Origin of the sequence: Streptomyces sp. NPDC088252, assembly GCF_044740965.1 — a bacterium.
Lineage (GTDB): Bacteria > Actinomycetota > Actinomycetes > Streptomycetales > Streptomycetaceae > Streptomyces.
The window spans coordinates 385,506-402,047 of the sequence record NZ_JBIURS010000004.1 but is presented as its reverse complement, the minus strand read 5'-3'; the positions used below and the strand labels follow the sequence as shown (position 1 = coordinate 402,047).

General features: G+C 71.5%; 10 protein-coding genes. 5 read left to right on the top strand and 5 right to left on the bottom strand.

Translation table 11 applies throughout. From position 1 onward, the window contains the following. Positions 1-84 precede the first annotated feature (84 nt). Complete coding sequence (locus ACIOHC_RS11620; protein ID WP_401842577.1) at positions 85-1,500, top strand: MFS transporter; 1,416 nt, start codon at positions 85-87, stop codon at positions 1,498-1,500. Here the strand turns inward: ACIOHC_RS11620 and ACIOHC_RS11615 are convergent. Continuing rightward, the gene (locus tag ACIOHC_RS11615; protein WP_351076121.1) at positions 1,497-2,987 is read right to left on the bottom strand and encodes a CehA/McbA family metallohydrolase; all 1,491 of its coding nucleotides are present in this window, start codon (positions 2,985-2,987) and stop codon (positions 1,497-1,499) included. The two genes, ACIOHC_RS11620 and ACIOHC_RS11615, sit on opposite strands and share 4 nt — an antisense overlap. A gap of 214 nt (positions 2,988-3,201) precedes the next feature. Between ACIOHC_RS11615 and ACIOHC_RS11610 the strand changes: the two genes are divergently transcribed. Further along, on the top strand, positions 3,202-4,047 hold the full coding sequence (locus tag ACIOHC_RS11610; protein WP_351075915.1) for an LLM class F420-dependent oxidoreductase: 846 nt from the start codon (positions 3,202-3,204) through the stop codon (positions 4,045-4,047). Positions 4,048-4,120: 73 nt separating this feature from the next. Next, on the top strand, positions 4,121-5,605 hold the full coding sequence (locus ACIOHC_RS11605) for a peptidoglycan D,D-transpeptidase FtsI family protein (RefSeq protein ID WP_401842576.1): 1,485 nt from the start codon (positions 4,121-4,123) through the stop codon (positions 5,603-5,605). 164 nt (positions 5,606-5,769) lie between these two features. Here the strand turns inward: ACIOHC_RS11605 and ACIOHC_RS11600 are convergent, their stop codons facing one another. Continuing rightward, a complete protein-coding gene (locus tag ACIOHC_RS11600; protein ID WP_365689211.1) occupies positions 5,770-6,555 on the bottom strand; it encodes a hypothetical protein in 786 nt (261 codons plus the stop codon). Between the two features lie 395 nt (positions 6,556-6,950). Between ACIOHC_RS11600 and ACIOHC_RS11595 the strand changes: the two genes are divergently transcribed. Beyond that, positions 6,951-10,445 carry a hypothetical protein gene (locus ACIOHC_RS11595; RefSeq protein WP_401842575.1) on the top strand — a complete coding sequence of 1,165 codons (3,495 nt, stop codon included), beginning with the start codon at positions 6,951-6,953 and terminating at the stop codon, positions 10,443-10,445. 139 nt (positions 10,446-10,584) lie between these two features. Here the strand turns inward: ACIOHC_RS11595 and ACIOHC_RS11590 are convergent, their stop codons facing one another. Beyond that, positions 10,585-13,356, bottom strand: a complete 2,772-nt coding sequence (locus tag ACIOHC_RS11590) for a hypothetical protein (protein WP_401842574.1) — start codon at positions 13,354-13,356, stop codon at positions 10,585-10,587. 282 nt (positions 13,357-13,638) lie between these two features. Next, complete coding sequence (locus ACIOHC_RS11585; protein WP_351076124.1) at positions 13,639-14,301, bottom strand: HAD family hydrolase; 663 nt, start codon at positions 14,299-14,301, stop codon at positions 13,639-13,641. A 181-nt stretch (positions 14,302-14,482) separates the two neighbouring features. Between ACIOHC_RS11585 and ACIOHC_RS11580 the strand changes: the two genes are divergently transcribed. Beyond that, positions 14,483-15,337, top strand: a complete 855-nt coding sequence (locus ACIOHC_RS11580) for an NmrA/HSCARG family protein (protein WP_351075928.1) — start codon at positions 14,483-14,485, stop codon at positions 15,335-15,337. A 768-nt stretch (positions 15,338-16,105) separates the two neighbouring features. Here ACIOHC_RS11580 and ACIOHC_RS11575 read toward each other — a convergent pair. After that, on the bottom strand, positions 16,106-16,522 hold the full coding sequence (locus tag ACIOHC_RS11575) for an RNHCP domain-containing protein (RefSeq protein WP_351075931.1): 417 nt from the start codon (positions 16,520-16,522) through the stop codon (positions 16,106-16,108). Between the last annotated feature and the right edge of the window lie 20 nt (positions 16,523-16,542).

Genomic DNA, 16,542 nt, shown 5'->3' with positions numbered 1-16,542 from the left:
ATCTTGACATCGAGATTACCTTCCCGCAGGCTTCCCCCTGGTCATTGATCTCTTGATGTCGAGGCATCTCGGAGGGGGCGTGCGATGCGGCGCGGCAGGGGCTGCGGAGAACCGGACAACGCGCAGGGCGGACAGGGACTGCTGGCTCAGCTGCGCAATCCGCCGGGCGGGCGCAATGCGCGGACCATGCTGCTCGCGCTGGCCCTGGACCGGACCGGCTCGGGGCTGTGGGCCGCGTCCTCGGTCCTGTATCTCACCTTCGTGACAGGGCTCAGCGCCCAGCAGATCGGTGTGCTGCTGGGCGTGGCCGGAGTGGCGGGCATCGCGGGATCACCGTTGGCCGGCCGCCTGGCCGGCCGCTTCCCGGTGAGACCGCTGCTGATCGGTTGTCATCTGCTGCGTCTGGTGACGCTCGTCCTGGTGCTGGTGTGCGGAAGCTTCGAGGCGCTGCTGCCCGTCGTCGCCGTCACGTACCTGGCGGACAGGGCGGCGAAGATGCTGGAGATGCTCTTCGCCACCCGGACGGCGGGCGAGCGGCGCGCGGCCTACCAGGCGCTGTCCCGCAGCGCGTCCAACGCGGGATACGGCCTCGGCGCCGGCATCGCGGCGATCGGCCTGGCGGTGGGGACGACCGACGCCTACCGGGCCCTGATCCTGGGCAACGCGCTGTCCTTCGTCGTCGCCGCGGCGCTGGTGCGGCGTACGGACGAGCCGCGGGAGAGGACCGTCGAGGTGACCGGGGCACCGGCCGGCGCGGCACCGGTCGGGGAGCAGCCGCCCGCCCGCAGGGCCAACCCGTGGCGGGACCGCGGCTATCTCACCTTCGTGCTGCTGGACATCCCGATGAACCTGGACGACTCGATCCTCGGAGTCGGCCTGCCGTTGTGGCTGGTGAACCGCACCTCGGCACCGCACGCGCTCGTCCCGGCCTTCCTGGTCATCAACACCGTGATGGTCGTGGTGTTGCAGATCAGCGTGTCGAAGCGGGCCGAGGGGCCGCGCCGGGCCACCCGGGCGGTGCTGCTGTACGGGGCCATGATATTCGTGTGCTGCGCCTTCCTGGCGGTGGCCACCCGGGGCGGGACCTGGGTGGCCACGGCCGTGCTGCTCGCCGCGGCGCTGGTGGTCACCCTGGCCGAGCTGATGCGTTCGGTCAGTTCCTGGGAACTGGCGGTCCTCCTCGCACCCGAGGACGCCCGCGCCGCGTATCTGGGAGTGGCGGGGATGTCCCAGTCCATACAGAAGTCCGCCGGCCCGCCGCTGCTGACCGGCGTGGTGATGGCGGCCGGACCGGCGGGCTGGCTGGTGCTGGGCACGCTGGTCGCGGGGGCCTCGGCCGTCCAGCGACGCGCCTGCGTGCGGCGGCTTCGCACGCTCTCCCCGCCTGCCGTGGAGAGGATCGCCGTGGAGAGGGCCGCCGTGGAGAGGGCCACCCCCGGACCGGCCTCCGAGGGTCTTTCGTTCGGATCACGCCGCGCCGATCCGAACGAAAGACCCTAACCCTCCAGGAACACCGGATTGGTGAGCGCCGTCAGCGCCCCCGGCAGCCCCGGTACCGTCGCCGGGTGCCGGACCTCGGCCCGCACATAGGCGGCGTAGGCCGGCGTCGTACGCCACTGGACCGTCCCCGCCCCCGACTCCGGCAGCACGGCCGTGAACAGCGTGCCCTGGTCGGTGACGAAGTGCGCGGTGCAGCCGGGCGCCCCGGCCACCTCCAGCCGCACGGTGACCGGGGTGTCGTCGCCGTCCACCCGCAGCCGCTCGCCGATCCCGGCGTGCAGTCCGCGCCCGCCCGAGGCGCCGAACGACAGGGTGACGGCGGACGACTCGGCGATGTACGAGCGCCCGGCCCGGATCCCGGCCGTGATCGCCCCGCGCGACAGCTCGTCGGCGAGGACGACGGTCTGCGGCACTCCCACCCTGTCCGGCTCCCGGTGCGCGTCGCTGTTGCCCATCGCCGGAACCCACGGCTTCGACGAACGGACGGCGGCGACAAGGGAGTTGTCCCATTCGGCCAGGGCGATCTCGTCCTCCGGGGTGCAGGCCCCGTTCCACACCTCCACCGCGTCCGCCTCACCGAAGCCGAACTTCCAGTGGCAGCCGATGCAGGTGGCGTGCGGATGCGCGGGCACGACCAGGCCGCCGGCCCGCCGCACGGCCTTCGCGTAGTGCCCGAACCGGTTGTCGCGGGCCCGGTAGCGCCAGTCGACGAACGTGCCCGGGTCGGTGCCGAGCGCGATCACGTGCCCGTTGCGGGTGGTGACCTCCTCGCCCGTGAGGACGAGCAGATCGTCACCCCACAGCCCGTCCCACGCGCCGTGCGCGGAGTACGTGTTGTGCTCGCTGCTGTTGATGAAGTCGAGCCCGGCCGCGCGAGCGGCGGCGGCGATCTCGGCCGGGGTGCGCTTCCCGTCCGAGTGGACGGAGTGGAGATGACAGTCCCCGCGGTACCAGGCGCGCCCGCGCCCCTTCGCCCGCTCCGGCGGGTACACGGGCTTCGGCGTGGACCCGGTGGGCCCGAAGCGCAGGGTGATCGTCACCTCGTACGGGAGCCCTTCCGGGGCGACGGTGTACGGCCCGAGGGCGATGTGCCAGGTCCCGGCCCGTACCGGACCGGCGATGTAGCCGGGCGTCGCCTCGTCGGCCCGGATGAAGAAGCCGCTGCGCGCGCCGCCGGACCAGCCCCGGAACCCGCGCCCGCCCAGCTCCGTGCCGCGTTCGTCGAAGATGCCGATGTCGAGGGCGTTGCCCTGCGTCCCGGCCGGGACGGGCGTCCTCCCGTACGTGTACGAGACGGCGAGCTCCCGTACCCCGCGAGGTACTTCGACCGGCAGATACACGTAGTCGGGCGACCCGGTCGGCAGGGTGCCGCGCACGGTCACGGTCCGGTCGGGGGCGTCGTTGCCGGTCGCGGCGTCGGCGAAGCTCACGGTGCCCAACGTTAGAGCGGCGGCCGCCGTCCCGACGAGAAGGCCGCGCCTGGCCATCGGACGGCCGTGGGCGGATTGCGATGAGGACATACGGGTGACTCCCCGGGCTGTCGTGGTGGCGAGGATGACGTGCTCGACCCTGGCGGGAAGCCGTGAACTCCGGAAGAACGCCGGGAGGCACGAACGGGGCCGGTGCTCCGCGACACTCGGCTTTCCGCACCGCACGGCATACGTTGGGGCCGTCACCGGACCACGACGGAGGTGTCCTCGTATGCGGATCGCCACAACGATCTTCCTCACCGATGAGACGATCACGCCGCTGCGGCTCGCCCGCGAGCTCGAACAGCGCGGTTTCGCCGGGCTCTACCTGCCCGAGCACACCCATATCCCGGTGAGCAGGGACACCCCCTACCCGGCCGGTGGCGAGCTCCCGCCCGAATACGGCCGCACACTCGACCCCTTCGTCGCCCTCGCGCAGGCCGCCGCGGTCACCGAACGCCTCGCCCTCGGCACCGGCATCACGCTCGTCGCCCAGCACGATCCGATCGACCTGGCGAAGCGGATCGCCACCCTCGACCATCTCTCCGGCGGCCGGTTCACGCTGGGCCTCGGCTACGGCTGGAACGTAGAGGAAGCCGCGGACCACGGGGTGGACTGGTCGACGCGCCGTGACCTCACCCGCGACCGGATGGCCCTGATGCGCGCCCTGTGGTCGGCCGAACCGACGGCGTACGACGGCGAGTTCGGCTCGGTGAGGGCCAGCCACGCGTACCCGAAGCCGGTCCAGGGGCCACGCGGCCCGGTGAACGGCCCCCGCACCCTGATCGGCGGCGCGGCGGGCCCGAAGCTGTTCACGCACATCACGCAGTACGCGGACGGCTGGCTCCCGATCGGCGGCCGCGGCCTGACGGAGTCCGTACCGAGGCTGCGCGAGGTGTGGGAGGCGGCCGGCCGGGACCCGAAGCAACTCCAGGTGGTGCCGTACGCGGTACTCCCGAGCCCGGGGAAGCTGGCGCACTACGCGGAGCTGGGCATCGAGGAAGTCGTACTCCAACTGCCCCCGGCGGGGGAAGGGGAGGTGCTGCGCACACTGGACGGCTACGCGGAACATCTGTGAGCGGTGCAACCGCCGGACCGGTACGTGCATCTTCCCTATTCAGAGATCGATCGGGGCCGGGGACGGGAGCACGATGAACAGGCCGGTGCGACATGTGGCCATCTTCTGCGGACTGCTGGTGCTGGCCCTGCTGCTGCGGGCGAACTGGCTCCAGCACATCCGCAGCGAGTCACTGGCCACCGACGAGCACAACCGCCGTGTGAAGATCGCTCAGTTCGCCACCCCGCGCGGCGACATCATCGTGGGCAGCCGGGCGATCACCGGCTCCAAGGCGGTCGACGGCACCGACTTCAAGTACCGGCGGACCTTCCGGCAGGGCGCGATGTACGCCCCGGTGACCGGCTACGCCTCCCAGGCGCAGGGCATGTCCCTGCTGGAGAAGACGTACGACACCATCCTCAGCGGCCAGGACGACCGGTTCGCGTTCCGGCACGCCAAGGACATCCTCACCGGCGAGCAGCGGCGCGGCGGCGACGTGATCACCACGATCGACCCGAAGGCGCAGAAGGCCGGCTACCAGGGGCTGACCGCTCTCGGCGCACGGGGCGCGGTGGTCGCTCTGGACCCGCGTACGGGAAAGGTCCTGGCCCTCGTCTCCACGCCCTCGTACGACCCCACCGTCTTCGCCGGGAACTCGTTCAAGGAGGGCGACCGCTTCCAGGCCCTCGTCAAGGACAAGCGCAAGCCGCTGGCGAACCGTCCGCTGCGCGAGACCTTCCCGCCCGGCTCGACGTTCAAGATCCTCACGGCGGCCGCGGCCCTGGAGAACGGTGTGGTCACCGACGTCGACGCGGCGTCCGACGCCGTCTCCCCGTACCCCCTGCCGCTCTCCACGAACAAGATCAGCAGCGAGGCCGGTGACGCGGTGTGCGCCAAGGCGTCCATGAAGACCGCGATGCAGTACTCCTGCAACAACGTCTTCCTCGACGCGGCGTCCAAGGTCGGTGCCGCCAAGATGCGCGAGACGGCGGAGAAATTCGGCTTCAACTCCGATGTGTACTCGGACGAGTTCGGAGACATGCTCGCCACCAGGAGCCTCTACCCGAAGGAACTGGACAGGCCCGGAACGGCGCTGACCGGTATGGGCCAGGGCAGTCTCACCAGCACGCCGATGCAGATGGCCATGGTGACGGCCGCCCTCGCCAACGACGGCAAGCTGATGCAGCCCTACATCGTCGAAGAGCTGCGCGGTCCGGACCTGACGGTCCTGAAGAGGCACGAGCCGAAGCTCAAGAGCCGGGCCGTGTCGGAGACGACGGCGAAGAAGGTCCAGGAAATGATGGAGTTCACCGCCAAGGAGGGCAGCGCCCAGCGGGCCCTGATCGACGGCGTCACGGTCGGCGGCAAGACCGGTACGGCGCAGCGCGGCGTGAACGTGAAGGACGAGGTGCCCTACGGCTGGTTCGTCTCGTACGGAAAGAAGGCCGACGGCCGGTCGGTGGCGGTCGCGGTGTTCATCGACCCGACGGACATGAACATCTCACGCCAGGACATCTCGGGCGGACGCCTCGGCGCTCCGATCGCGAAGAACGTGATGCGGGCCGTGCTGGGGGAGTAGCGCGCACCGCACGTCCCGACGGGGCGCCCGTCGCGCCTCGCCGACGGTGACGGCGTGCACCGGCCCGCCGCCTCCCTGCACCCCCGGACTACGCCCCGGGCGGCAGCGGCCGGTCCGCGCGGGACCATGCCCCGTCGGCGGGCCGTTCCCGGCCCGCCGCGAGATCACTTCACCGTGACGGCATCGCCGGTGGAGACGACCTTCATGGTCGTGGTCGTACCGAGGAACGCCCAGCGCCAGCTGCCCGAGGCAGTCGCCTTCACCGTCGTGCGCAGATGGCCCTTGCTGTCCGTCGTCGCCGTCTTCACGGTGTGGTAGGAGCCGCCGGGCGTCTTGTACTGCAGCTTCACCACCTGCCGGGTGAACGCGTAGTACTTGAGGTCCGTCCAGTTGGCCCGCGACAGCTTCCCGGTGACGGTCAGGGTGCCGCCTTTCCTGACCGGCTCGGGCGCGGCGTCCGTAGTCAGGGTCGCGGCGCGCTTCACCTTGAACAAGGCGATGCGGTCGGAGATCCAGGAGTCGCGGTCATTTGCCTGTACCGTGGAGTTGACCTGCCAATTCCCCGCGACAGAGTTGGCGTCCCAGCCCTCGTCGCCGCTTCCGTACGAGTCGATCCACGCCGGGTCGATCTGCATCGTCGCCGTGCACACGGACGTTGTCGTGCCGACCTTCCTGCACGTCGTGCCGAGGTGGTCGACCGGTCCGTGGGCGTTGGCCGTGTTGAACGCGGACACATCGGTGACCCCCTTCACCCCCGAGTTGTCCTTGATCGTCATGGTGATCGGGAACCGCTTGATGTTCTTGACCCCGACGATCACGTTGCTGCCGCCGTTCACGACGGTCTTGGTGACCCGGATGTCACCCCGCCCCTCCGCGTGAGCGGCCGGAGCTACCGCGATCCCCGTGGCCACCGCCCCGACCACGCATGCCGCAGCGATTCTTCTGCGCATGTCCCGCCCCTGTTCTCCGCCGCCTCGTGACAGCGGGAGAACAGGGTGGCGATCCCCGGATCCGCCTTGTCTGCAGGGAGTCGGAGACGACCTCGGTCGGATCTCCGGCAGGCGGACCGACGGTGTGCGCATGTCGGCGGCGTGTGAGGCGAGTCGCACGTCGGTCCGGTGGCGGGGCGGTGGCCTGCCGTTCGCGGGCCGGTGGCGGGGTGCTTCTCCGGGCGCGCGTCAACTGCCCAGGATGTAGACCTGTTCGACGGGCATGCGTGCGATTATCATGTGCGTTCTTTACAATTCGCGCACATGTTTCTTGCGTTGCGGGCTGCACCGCGTTCGCGCGTCGTCCGTGAAGTCCTGGCGCGAACCCTTCACTTCACCGGTCCGGGGGGAACGGAATGTCCAGCCACCCACGTGCGGCCGCGAGATCCGGGGCATACACCGCCCTGTTGCTCACGCTGTCGGTCCTGCTCTCGTTGCTGATCCCCGCGACCGCCGCCCAGGCGGACACCGGGGCGGCCCCCGCGGCAGCGGCAGCCGCTCCGGCCGACGGGGACTGTTCCGTTCTGCCGCTCTCGGCCTTCGGCGCAGCCGCCCCGACGGAGGGCGCCGTGACCGTTCCCGCGGACGGGACGGCCTGCCTGACCATCACGGCCGATGCGCCCGGCCTGCACAAGGTCGTGCTCATCGACAGCGCGGCGAACACGTACGCCCATGTCTTCGACGGCGACACGGAGATCGACTGCTACGACCGCGAGTGGGGCGCCGGCTGGTGCGAACTGCCCCGTGCGGGAGCCTTCACGCTCCGGCTGACGAACAACTGGCCCGAGCCGAGCAAGCCCACCGTCGCCGTCGTGCCCCTCGGTACCACCAAGGGCTGCGCCCCGGAGATCAGCACCGCCTGGGACACCGCACCCGTCGTCGGCTCGGCGACCGGAGCGAACGCCATCCAGTGCCAGCCGTTCGCGGGCAAGCCGGGTGAGCGCATCACCAACACCATCAGGACGACCGCGTACGGCCAGAGCGCGTCGTGGATCACCGATGAGACCGGCGCCCGGATCTGCCCGCACTTCAACGAGGACGACAGCGAGGGCTGCGTACTGCCCGGCGACGGCCCCTACCGGGTCCTCTCCCAGGTCAGCTCCGCGGAGCACGGCTTCCCGGCCGAGTACACCCTCACCGTCCGCCGCATCTCCGACCCGGCCGGCTGCACCCACGTCCCGCTGAACGGATACAACTCCGCACCGACGACCGCGGTCCCGGCCTCCGGCTGCAAGACGTTCACCGCCCCGGCCGCCGGACGGTACGACGTGTACCGCGTCCACGACGGCGCCCGTTCGGCGCTCGCCGTGTACGACCGGGACGGCAAGACCGTCTGTGCCACCCGGAACAGCTGCGACCTCCCCGCCGCCGGTGACTACACCGTCCACACCGACGACCCCACCCTGATCCTCGACAGCTCCGCCACCACCGGCTGCGAGCCCGTCGAACTCGGCCTGTATCGTTCCGAGTTCACTGCGGCCGGTGAGATCGACTGCCTGTCCCTGCCACTTCCCTCGGACGCCCGCCTGGCCGTGCTGAAGGACCTCAGCGGGTCCGGGCCACGCCCCGACGTGACCGTCGTCGACGCCGACGGCGTACAGCGGTGCGACTGGACCGACCTCTCGGCAGGTACGTGCGCACTCACCGGCAAGGCCCCGTTCCGGGCCCTGGTCTCCACCGACAGCCAGTCGGATCCGACCGGCCCGTACGCCCTCGCCCTGCACCGCACCGACACGGCGAGCGACTGCGCGGCCATCCCGGCGGGCGACTTCACCGCGACGAGCCCGACGGCCCGGTTCTCCACCGGCGACGGTGTCTTCTCGCACTGCCTGACCATCCCGGCCGACGACCACGCCGACTACGAGAACCTTCAGCTCCAGGCGGCCCCCGGCACCACGTCCACCGCCGACTTCACCGTCCTGGACCCCCACGGCAAGCGGGTCTGCTCCATATACGCGTCCCTCTCCACCTGGACGACCTGCGCACTGGCCCCCGGCGTCGCCCACACCGTGCTCGTCACGGGCCGTGACACCGCCGCCGACTACACCCTGACCCGCCGCGATGTCACCGCGACGGCCAAGGGCTGCACCCCGAACCCGGCGACGAAGGTCGGCGGTCCGTCCACCGGCGGCGCCATGGGAGCCCCCGGCGAGCTGCGGTGTCGTCAGGTCACCACCGCCGACGCCAAGGACGTCCTGCACATGAACGTCCGTGACGCGCTCGGCACCGCGAACGTGGTGGTGTACGGCGCGGACGGCACCGCCCTGTGCAACAAGAACCAGGCGTGCGCCGTCACCGGCTCCACCCGCTACCAGGTCCTGGTCACCGTCCGTTCGGGGCTGAAGGCCGCCGACTCGTACCGCTTCGACGCCCTGCGCATCGCCGGTGCGGAAGGACCGGCCGCCGAGTGCGAGAAGGTCCCCAACGTCGCCTTCGGATACGGCCCGGTCACCGGCACCCTCGACGAGCAGCACACCGCCGTCTGCGCCGCACTGCCCACCGCGTACCGCGACTACTTCACGATGGAGATCAGCGACACGACGGGCGCCACCGAGACGGCGGTACCCGCGCTGTACGACCCGAGCCTCGACAACGGCTGCATCCGCTACATCCCGAGCGGCTACGACTGCGCCGTGAACGAGCCGTACACCAAGGAGACCACCCCGAGCATCCTCGTCCTTTCGCTGCCGGAGAAGGCATCGAAGACCTCGTACGAGGCCGAGGCGGTCTGCACGTCCGTCCTCTGCGGCACGGAGCAGGTGACCATCGGGCAGATCACTCCGGCCACCGGGGCCAGCGGCACGAAGGCGACGGTTCGGCTGAGTGGCACGTCCCTGCACAAGGACGACGAGATCGTGCTGTCTCTCAACGGCAAACGGATCACGTCGACCACAACCGCGGTTTCGGCGGACCGGCGGACCTTGACGGCCGTACTCGACCTGACCGGGGCCGCCGTCGGGACCTGGAACGTCGGCGTCAGCACCCACAACGGGTGGGGCTACCAGCGCGGCGACTTCACCGTCACCGAGGCCCCGCTCAAGAACAACGCGCCCCCGGCCATCACCGGCACCGCGAAGGTGGGCGAGCGGCTCACCGCCTCCACCGGCACCTGGACCCCCGCCCCGGCCTCGTACGCCTACCAGTGGAACGCCGACGGCAAGGCGGTGTCCGGCGCGACCGCGTCGACGTACACCGTCCCCGCCGCGCTGCTCGGCAAGAAGGTCACCGTCACCGTCACGGCCCGTCGCACCGGCACCCCGGACGTCCAGGCCACCTCGGCGACGGTCACGCCCTCCCAGGGTGCGGCGCCCAGGGCCACCACGGCCCCGAAGATCACCGGAACCGCGAAGGTGGGCGCCAAGCTGGCGACCGCGGCGGGCAGTTGGACACCGTCCGCCACCGCGTACGCCTACCAGTGGAAGGCGGACGGCAAGGCGATCAAGGGCGCGACCGCTTCCACGTACACCGCCCCGGCGTCGCTGCTCGGCAAGAAGATCACTGTCACCGTCACGGCCCGTCGCACCGGCCACACCGACGGCTCCGCGACCACCGCCGCGGTGAAGATCGCCACGGGCAGCGCACCCAAGGCCACCAAGCAGCCCACGATCTCCGGCACCGCGAAGGCGGGCCGCACCCTCAAGGCCGCCCACGGCACCTGGACGCCCGCCCCGACCTCGTACGGATACCAGTGGTACGCGAACGGCAAGGCGATCTCCGGCGCGACCAAGTCCGCGCTGACGCTCAAGTCCGCCCAGCGCGGCAAGAAGATCACCGTGAAGGTGACCGCCCGCCGCACCGGCCACGCCAGTGGCTCCGCCACCAGCAAGGCGACCAAGGCGGTCGCCCGCTGACGTAGTCGAGCCGAACGCAAGGGCCGGGCGCCCCGCACCGGACGGTGCGGCGCCCGGCCCCTGCGCGTACGGGTGCCCGGCGTTCTCGGTCCAGGCGGTGCGCTCAGGCACCGTCAGCGCGGGACGCGGACCTCGGGCGTCAGCCCTGGCGCGCGTTGGTGACCTTCCCCGTGAGGAGGGGGCCCTCCAACCACTCGTCCCCCTTGAGGATGTACACCTGCATCCGCAGGGACTTCTCCGGCTCGGTCAGCGCGCCGCTGACCGTGGGCACGGACACTTCGGTGCTCGTTTCCCCCTTGGGGACGGACACCCAGAGGGAGGGACTGTTCGTGGACAGGGGCCGCTCCGGGTCGGCGGCCTCGCCGAGACCGGAGAGCCACTCCTCGTCGACGTCCTTCGTGGACAACTCCGCACCCTCGCGCACCGGCAGGAGGTCGAACCGCGTCTCGATGTTGGTGTCGGCGGGCTCCGAGAGCTCCACCTTCCAGGTGAGCTTCTGACCCGCGGTGACCGAGTCGGCGACCGGGGTCACGGTGACCGTGGGCATGGGGTCGTCGTTCTCGACGAGCACGCCCCCGAAGGCGCTGCCGACCACCGTGCCGCGCACGGCCTTGGCCGCGATCTCGTGGCGGAGGTCGTAGTTGTAGCGGGAGTTGCCCTTGACCGTGATCGGCACGTCCACGGAGCCACCGGCCTTCACCGTCACGGTGCGGACGGTGGACTTGTAGGTCTCCGGGTCGCGGACGGCGAGCTTGATCACGCCGGTGCCCTTGCCGGTGACTCGGACGGGCACGCGGTAGGTGCGGGTGCCGGAGTCGCCCTCCTTGACCGCCAGCCTGCCGATGTCGACACGCGGGAGCGCGACGGGGCGTACCGCCGGGGTGCCGGGGCGCCAGCCCCAGGCGTCCATCAGCCAGAACTCGCCGGAGCTGCTGCGCGGGGTGAGCTCCAGCGACTGCGTCCGCTTCAGGTCGACGCCGGCGCTGACGGCGGCCTTCAGCGGCACGCGGACCTCACGCGCCCAGTGCGCGGCCGTCGAGTCGGAGCCGGGAAGGCCGTCGACGGTGACCTGACCGAGCCTCGCCCGCTTGCCGGAGGTATCGGTGAGAGCGACGTCGAGCCGGGTGCCCTGGGTGTTCGGCGGCACAATCACCCGCAGGGTCAGCGCGTCGGAGCCCGTCAGCGAGAAGGCACGCTCCGGCGTCAGCCGGACCGGGGTGCCCGGCTCGGTCCAGCGCGCCGTGACCGCGTTGCGGCCCGGCTCACTGGTGGTGTCCGCCCAGGACGCGAAGTGCGGCGACCGGCCGGGGTCGGAGTCCGGCCTGCAGGCCCGGCCGGCGCTCGTCGTGATCTGCCGGCACACGCGCCCGTTCGTCACCGAGAGCGGGTCGTCGGGCCGGATCGCCGGGGTGCGGTTGCCGCCGACGGCGTGGGTCAGCACCCGGACGGGGCCGGCCGAGGGCGCGCGCCGGTCGGAGCCGTCGAGCAGCGGGCGGACCCGGTCGTCGCCCGCGAGGAAGAGCCGCGCGGCGGCGGCGATGTAGGTGATGCCCGCCGTCTGCTGCTGCTCGGCGCTCAGCCGGGTCCTGGACCCTGCCGAGCAGACCGGGTCCGGGTTGTTCTTGTCGTCCCAGAAGTCGTCGGCGGCCGGGGCCTCGGCCTGACCGGGCGTCCATTCCGTGTTGAAGAAGTTGTGGTTGGCGCCGACCATGTACACCGCGCTGTGCAGCGCCGTGCCCCGGCCGGTGCCCCGGGTGCCGTCGAGGTAGATCTGGCCCTGGAGGTCGCTCACATCGCCGTCACAGCCCGGCAGGATGGTCATGGAGGGCACGTCGGGTGTGGGGTTCTGGCCGAAGAGGGTGGGGCCGATCAGGACGGTTCCGCGGATCCGCCAGCTCACCGGCCCCCGGTAGCCGTCCTCGGCGGGCGGCGGCGGGGAGACGCTGTCGAGGGCCGCCCGGTTGACGCCCTCGCCGCCCCGGGAGTGGCCGACCAGGAGCACCTTGGAGAGGTCCACGGGCTCCGTCGCGCGCACGGCCTTGGGGGCCTTCGCGGGGTTCGCGCCCCACTCCGCCCAGCGGGCGAGGTGCCGGCGCACCAGGGACGAACGGGCCTGCGCCCCGAAGTCGGCCGCGCGGCCGTCCTGCGCGTTGACACCGTTCGCGGAGATGGAGACCGTCACATAGCCCTGGGACGCCAGGCGCTTCTGGTCGTGCAGAAAGCCGCGGTAGCTCGGGACCGCCTTGTTGCCCGGCTTGCACGGCCACTGCATGCCCGCGCTGTTCTTGCCGGGCTCGTAGCAGGTGGCGCTGCGGCCGTGGAGGAAGAGCGCCAGCGGTCGCTTCCCCGGGGCGTCCGTCGGGCCGACGACCGTGGCGCGCATCTCCACGGGCTCGGCGTAGCCCGGCAGCCTGACCGACTTCAGGACGTACTCGCCGCTGACGGTCCGGTACTTGCCGGAGACACCGGGGTCGACCGGGTTGGCGGGGAACGGGTCCTGGGGCGCCGCCGCGGCCGACGAGCGCCGCTTACCGGGCGCCCGGTCCGCCCCTGCGGCATCCAGCCGCCGCGAACCGGCGACCACCTGGAGTTCGCTCAGCGGTCCGACCCTCGCCCCGCCGAGGCGGAGCCGGAAGGTGCGTTGGTCGGGGGAGGGCTTCGGGACGCCGAGGGTCCGCTCCCCCGAGCGGAACTCGACCAGGGCGCCGCCCATGCCCACGGGCTCGGGCGAACTCCAGATCAGCTCCCCGCCCTCGACACGCCACCCCTCCGGCAGCCGCTCCCCGGAGGCGCCCGGCGGCGCGCCGGGTATGGAATCGGCGGCCGGCTGCGCGTGCGCCGGCCCTGGCGCACCCGCCGCCAGCGCCACGGCCGCCAAGGCAGCCGTCAGCGCGCGTGAGAGCTGTCTCACGATGGTGTCTCCTCGTCGTTGCTCGTGCATCAGCGCCCCAGGAATCCCAGGAGCACCCCTCGCACCGGGGAGAGGATGACGTGTCGTCACCGGTTGTCCGCATGGGGAAATCTGACAGGAATCTGACAGGTGCCGAACAGGAGGCAAACAGGAGCCGGACGGGCGTCATGGGGCCGGTCCACTGATCGAGGGATCCTGGCCCGGAGCGGCGGTCCGACGTCCGTGCGGCGAACCGTGACCCCCCGCTGCGACGCGCATCACCATCGCGTGCCGCCCCGCAGGTCAGAGCGAGGGGCAGAGTCCGGACAGCAGCGTCGGCAGCTTGCGCATGTCGTCGAAGACCACGGTGTCCGGGCCCTCCAGCCAATGCGCCGGGGTGAGGCCACCGGCGTATCCCAGCGACCGCATCCCCGCCGAACGGGCGGCCTGGACACCGTACTTGCTGTCCTCGACGACGACGCAGGCGGACGGCTCGACCCCCATCTGACGGGCGGCGTGGAGAAAGAGATCGGGGGCGGGCTTGCCGTGCGCGACCTCACTCGCGCTGAAGATCCGGCCCTCGAAGTGGGAGCGGAGCCGGGTGTGGCCGAGGGTGTGCCGCATCTTCTCGTGGCTGCCGCTGGACGCCACGCAGGTGGGGAGCGCGAGGGCGGCCAGTGCTTCGTGGATGCCGTCCACCGCGACGAGTTCGGTATCGACGGCATCGCGGTGGAGTTGCTCGAAGCGCTGCTGCCAGGCTGCGGAACGGCCCGGCAGGCGGGCATCGACCAGTTCACCGATGGATACGTTCGACCGGCCCACGAACTTCTCGACGACCTCGTCCTCCGTCAGCGCCCACCCCAGTTCTGCGCCCACTTGGACCTGGACGCGCACGGCGATCTTCTCGCTGTCGACGAGCACGCCGTCACAGTCGAATATGACGAGTTCAAGGGGAGGCCCAGCCATCGCGGTCATCCGGACAGGATAGGGACACCGACGGCCGGGCGAGGGCGCGAGGAGGACGGGGCGAGCAGGGCGGGGCGGGGAGGCGCGGTTCGTCGGCCGTGCGGCATCCGGGGGCGTCCCGGTGGCATTTCGGGCCACGGCTGGTCAGCATGGACCCATGCCACTCGATCAAGGAGAACCCATGTCCATCGCGGTACTCGGAGCGACCGGAGGCCAGGGCGGCGCGGTGGCCCGCGCCCTGCTGGAGGCTGGGCACGGGGTGCGCGCCGTGGTGCGCGATCCCGGCAGCGGACGGGCCAAGGCGCTGGCGGTGGCCGGAGCGGAGGTGGTCCCCGGGGATCTGTTCGACGCGGCCTCGCTCGCCGAGGCGTTCCGGGGCACGACGGCCGCGTTCGCCGTCACCACCCCGTTCCAGGACGGTCTGGACGCGGAGGTGGCCCAGGGCGCGGCGATCGTCCGGGCAGCCGCGGACGCCGCGCTGCCGCATCTGGTGCTGGCCTCCGTCGCCAGTGCGGACAGGGACACCGGAGTCCCGCACTTCGAGACCAAGGCCAGGACCGAGAAACTGCTCGCCGACTCCGGACTTCCGGCGACGGTGGTGGCACCGACCTACTTCTACGACAACGCGCTGGGAGCCATGGACGAGGTCGCCGCCGGCCTCCTCACCATGCCGCTCCCCGGCGACACCCCGCTCCAGCAGGTGGCTCGGCAGGATCTGGGCCGCGTCGTGGCCGCGGTCGTGGCCGATCCGGACCGCTGGACCGGGCAGCGGATCGAGGTGGCGGGCGACGATCCCACACCGGTCCGGATGGCCGAGGAGATCGGCCGGGCCGCCGGGGGCACGGTCGCGTTCCGGCGGACGCCGCTGGAGGACCTGCGCACCATCAACCCCGACATGTTCGCCATGTACAGATTCCTGACGGACACCGGATACCAGGTGGACCTGGAGGCGTTGCGGACGCAGTTCCCCGATGTCCCCTGGACCTCGTACGGGGCGTGGGCGGACGCCCAGAACTGGCCGACACCTCACCCGTGAACCGCGGGTGCTCGCTCCGAGCGCCTCGTTGGAGGAGCAGGTCCGGGTGATGACTCGGCCGTCGGGGAGGCGTTCGCGGGTGCGGCCGGGACAGTGGCCCGGGTCAGCAGTGCGGGCAGCCACCGCAGCGACCACCACACCACGGCGAGCAGCAGTACATCGCCGGCGCGGTACAGGAGCCAGTGGCCGACCGGCCCACACCGCGAGCAGTGCGGCCACGATCCGGCCGCGTACCGGCGGCAGCCTGCGTACCAGGAGCAGCGCCCCGGGTATGAAGAATGCGAAGACCGCGACGAACCTGATCTGCACCCCCGCGTACCCCGCAAATCCCCTGGCCGATGGGAGGTTACGGGGTGGCGATCACGCGGGGGGCACGGTCTGCATGGGCTTGCGCCGTCGGGGGGAATCGGGCCGCCGGGATCGCCGTGATCAGCCGTGGATGTCCGTAGAGCTCTGTGCAGACCGCCCGCTGCCGGCCTTTGGGGGTGATCAGGGTGCGGTGCGGTTGGCGTCGAGCTTGCCGCGGGTCAGGCACCACCCGGCCCGCACAACGTGACACCACCCCCTCCGCATGTCACGTTCGTTCTCGACCACACCCGCGCCGCGCGGCTTCGACGCCGGGCCGGCAGGATGCCGCCGCCCGCACCGCCGCTACGACGCTGTCCTGAGCGAGCAGCCGACCCGACCGGGACGCGTGAGACGGCGCGCACCACCCTCGGCGCCCGGTCGCCGCCGCCGTCATCACGGCGGTGACCGGGCGCCCCCGTGTCAGAGTGTGAGCAACGCTCGTACGGGGACGGCGCTGTCCGACAGCGGGCGTACCGCCATCCGCATCAGGGCGAGGGCGTTGTCGTCCCCCGCGATGCGGTTGGCGCTCAGCTCGCCGCAGGTCAGGCACTCGTGGATGATCGCCCACTCCCCGTCCTGCCGGACGGACAGGCTGAGTGCCGTCATCCGCCCCCGGCAGTCGGCGGCCCGGTCGCCCGGTATCCGCCGGTCGACGTGGAGGCTGGTCAGGCAGTGCGGGCAGTGGTTGCGGTGCCCGGTGCCCGGTGCGTTCAGCGGTACGTCGAGTCGGCAGCCGACGCAGCGGAACGCGTCGCCGTGGGCGCCGCCCGGTCCGTGCAGGACGTCCTTGCGCCGCTGCGGTCGGTGGGACGGTCGGCGGGGTCTACGTCGTGGCACGGTGTGGCCTCCGTCCTGTC

Excerpts from the sequence above, each read along its gene's own strand:
- ACIOHC_RS11615 (WP_351076121.1), bottom strand. The coding sequence starts at position 2,987 with ATGGCCAGGCGCGGCCTTCTCGTCGGGACGGCGGCCGCCGCTCTAACG.
- ACIOHC_RS11580 (WP_351075928.1), top strand. The coding sequence starts at position 14,483 with ATGTCCATCGCGGTACTCGGAGCGACCGGAGGCCAGGGCGGCGCGGTG.
- ACIOHC_RS11595 (WP_401842575.1), top strand. The coding sequence starts at position 6,951 with ATGTCCAGCCACCCACGTGCGGCCGCGAGATCCGGGGCATACACCGCC.
- ACIOHC_RS11600 (WP_365689211.1), bottom strand. The coding sequence starts at position 6,555 with ATGCGCAGAAGAATCGCTGCGGCATGCGTGGTCGGGGCGGTGGCCACG.
- ACIOHC_RS11620 (WP_401842577.1), top strand. The coding sequence starts at position 85 with ATGCGGCGCGGCAGGGGCTGCGGAGAACCGGACAACGCGCAGGGCGGA.
- ACIOHC_RS11605 (WP_401842576.1), top strand. The coding sequence starts at position 4,121 with ATGAACAGGCCGGTGCGACATGTGGCCATCTTCTGCGGACTGCTGGTG.
- ACIOHC_RS11610 (WP_351075915.1), top strand. The coding sequence starts at position 3,202 with ATGCGGATCGCCACAACGATCTTCCTCACCGATGAGACGATCACGCCG.
- ACIOHC_RS11585 (WP_351076124.1), bottom strand. The coding sequence starts at position 14,301 with ATGGCTGGGCCTCCCCTTGAACTCGTCATATTCGACTGTGACGGCGTG.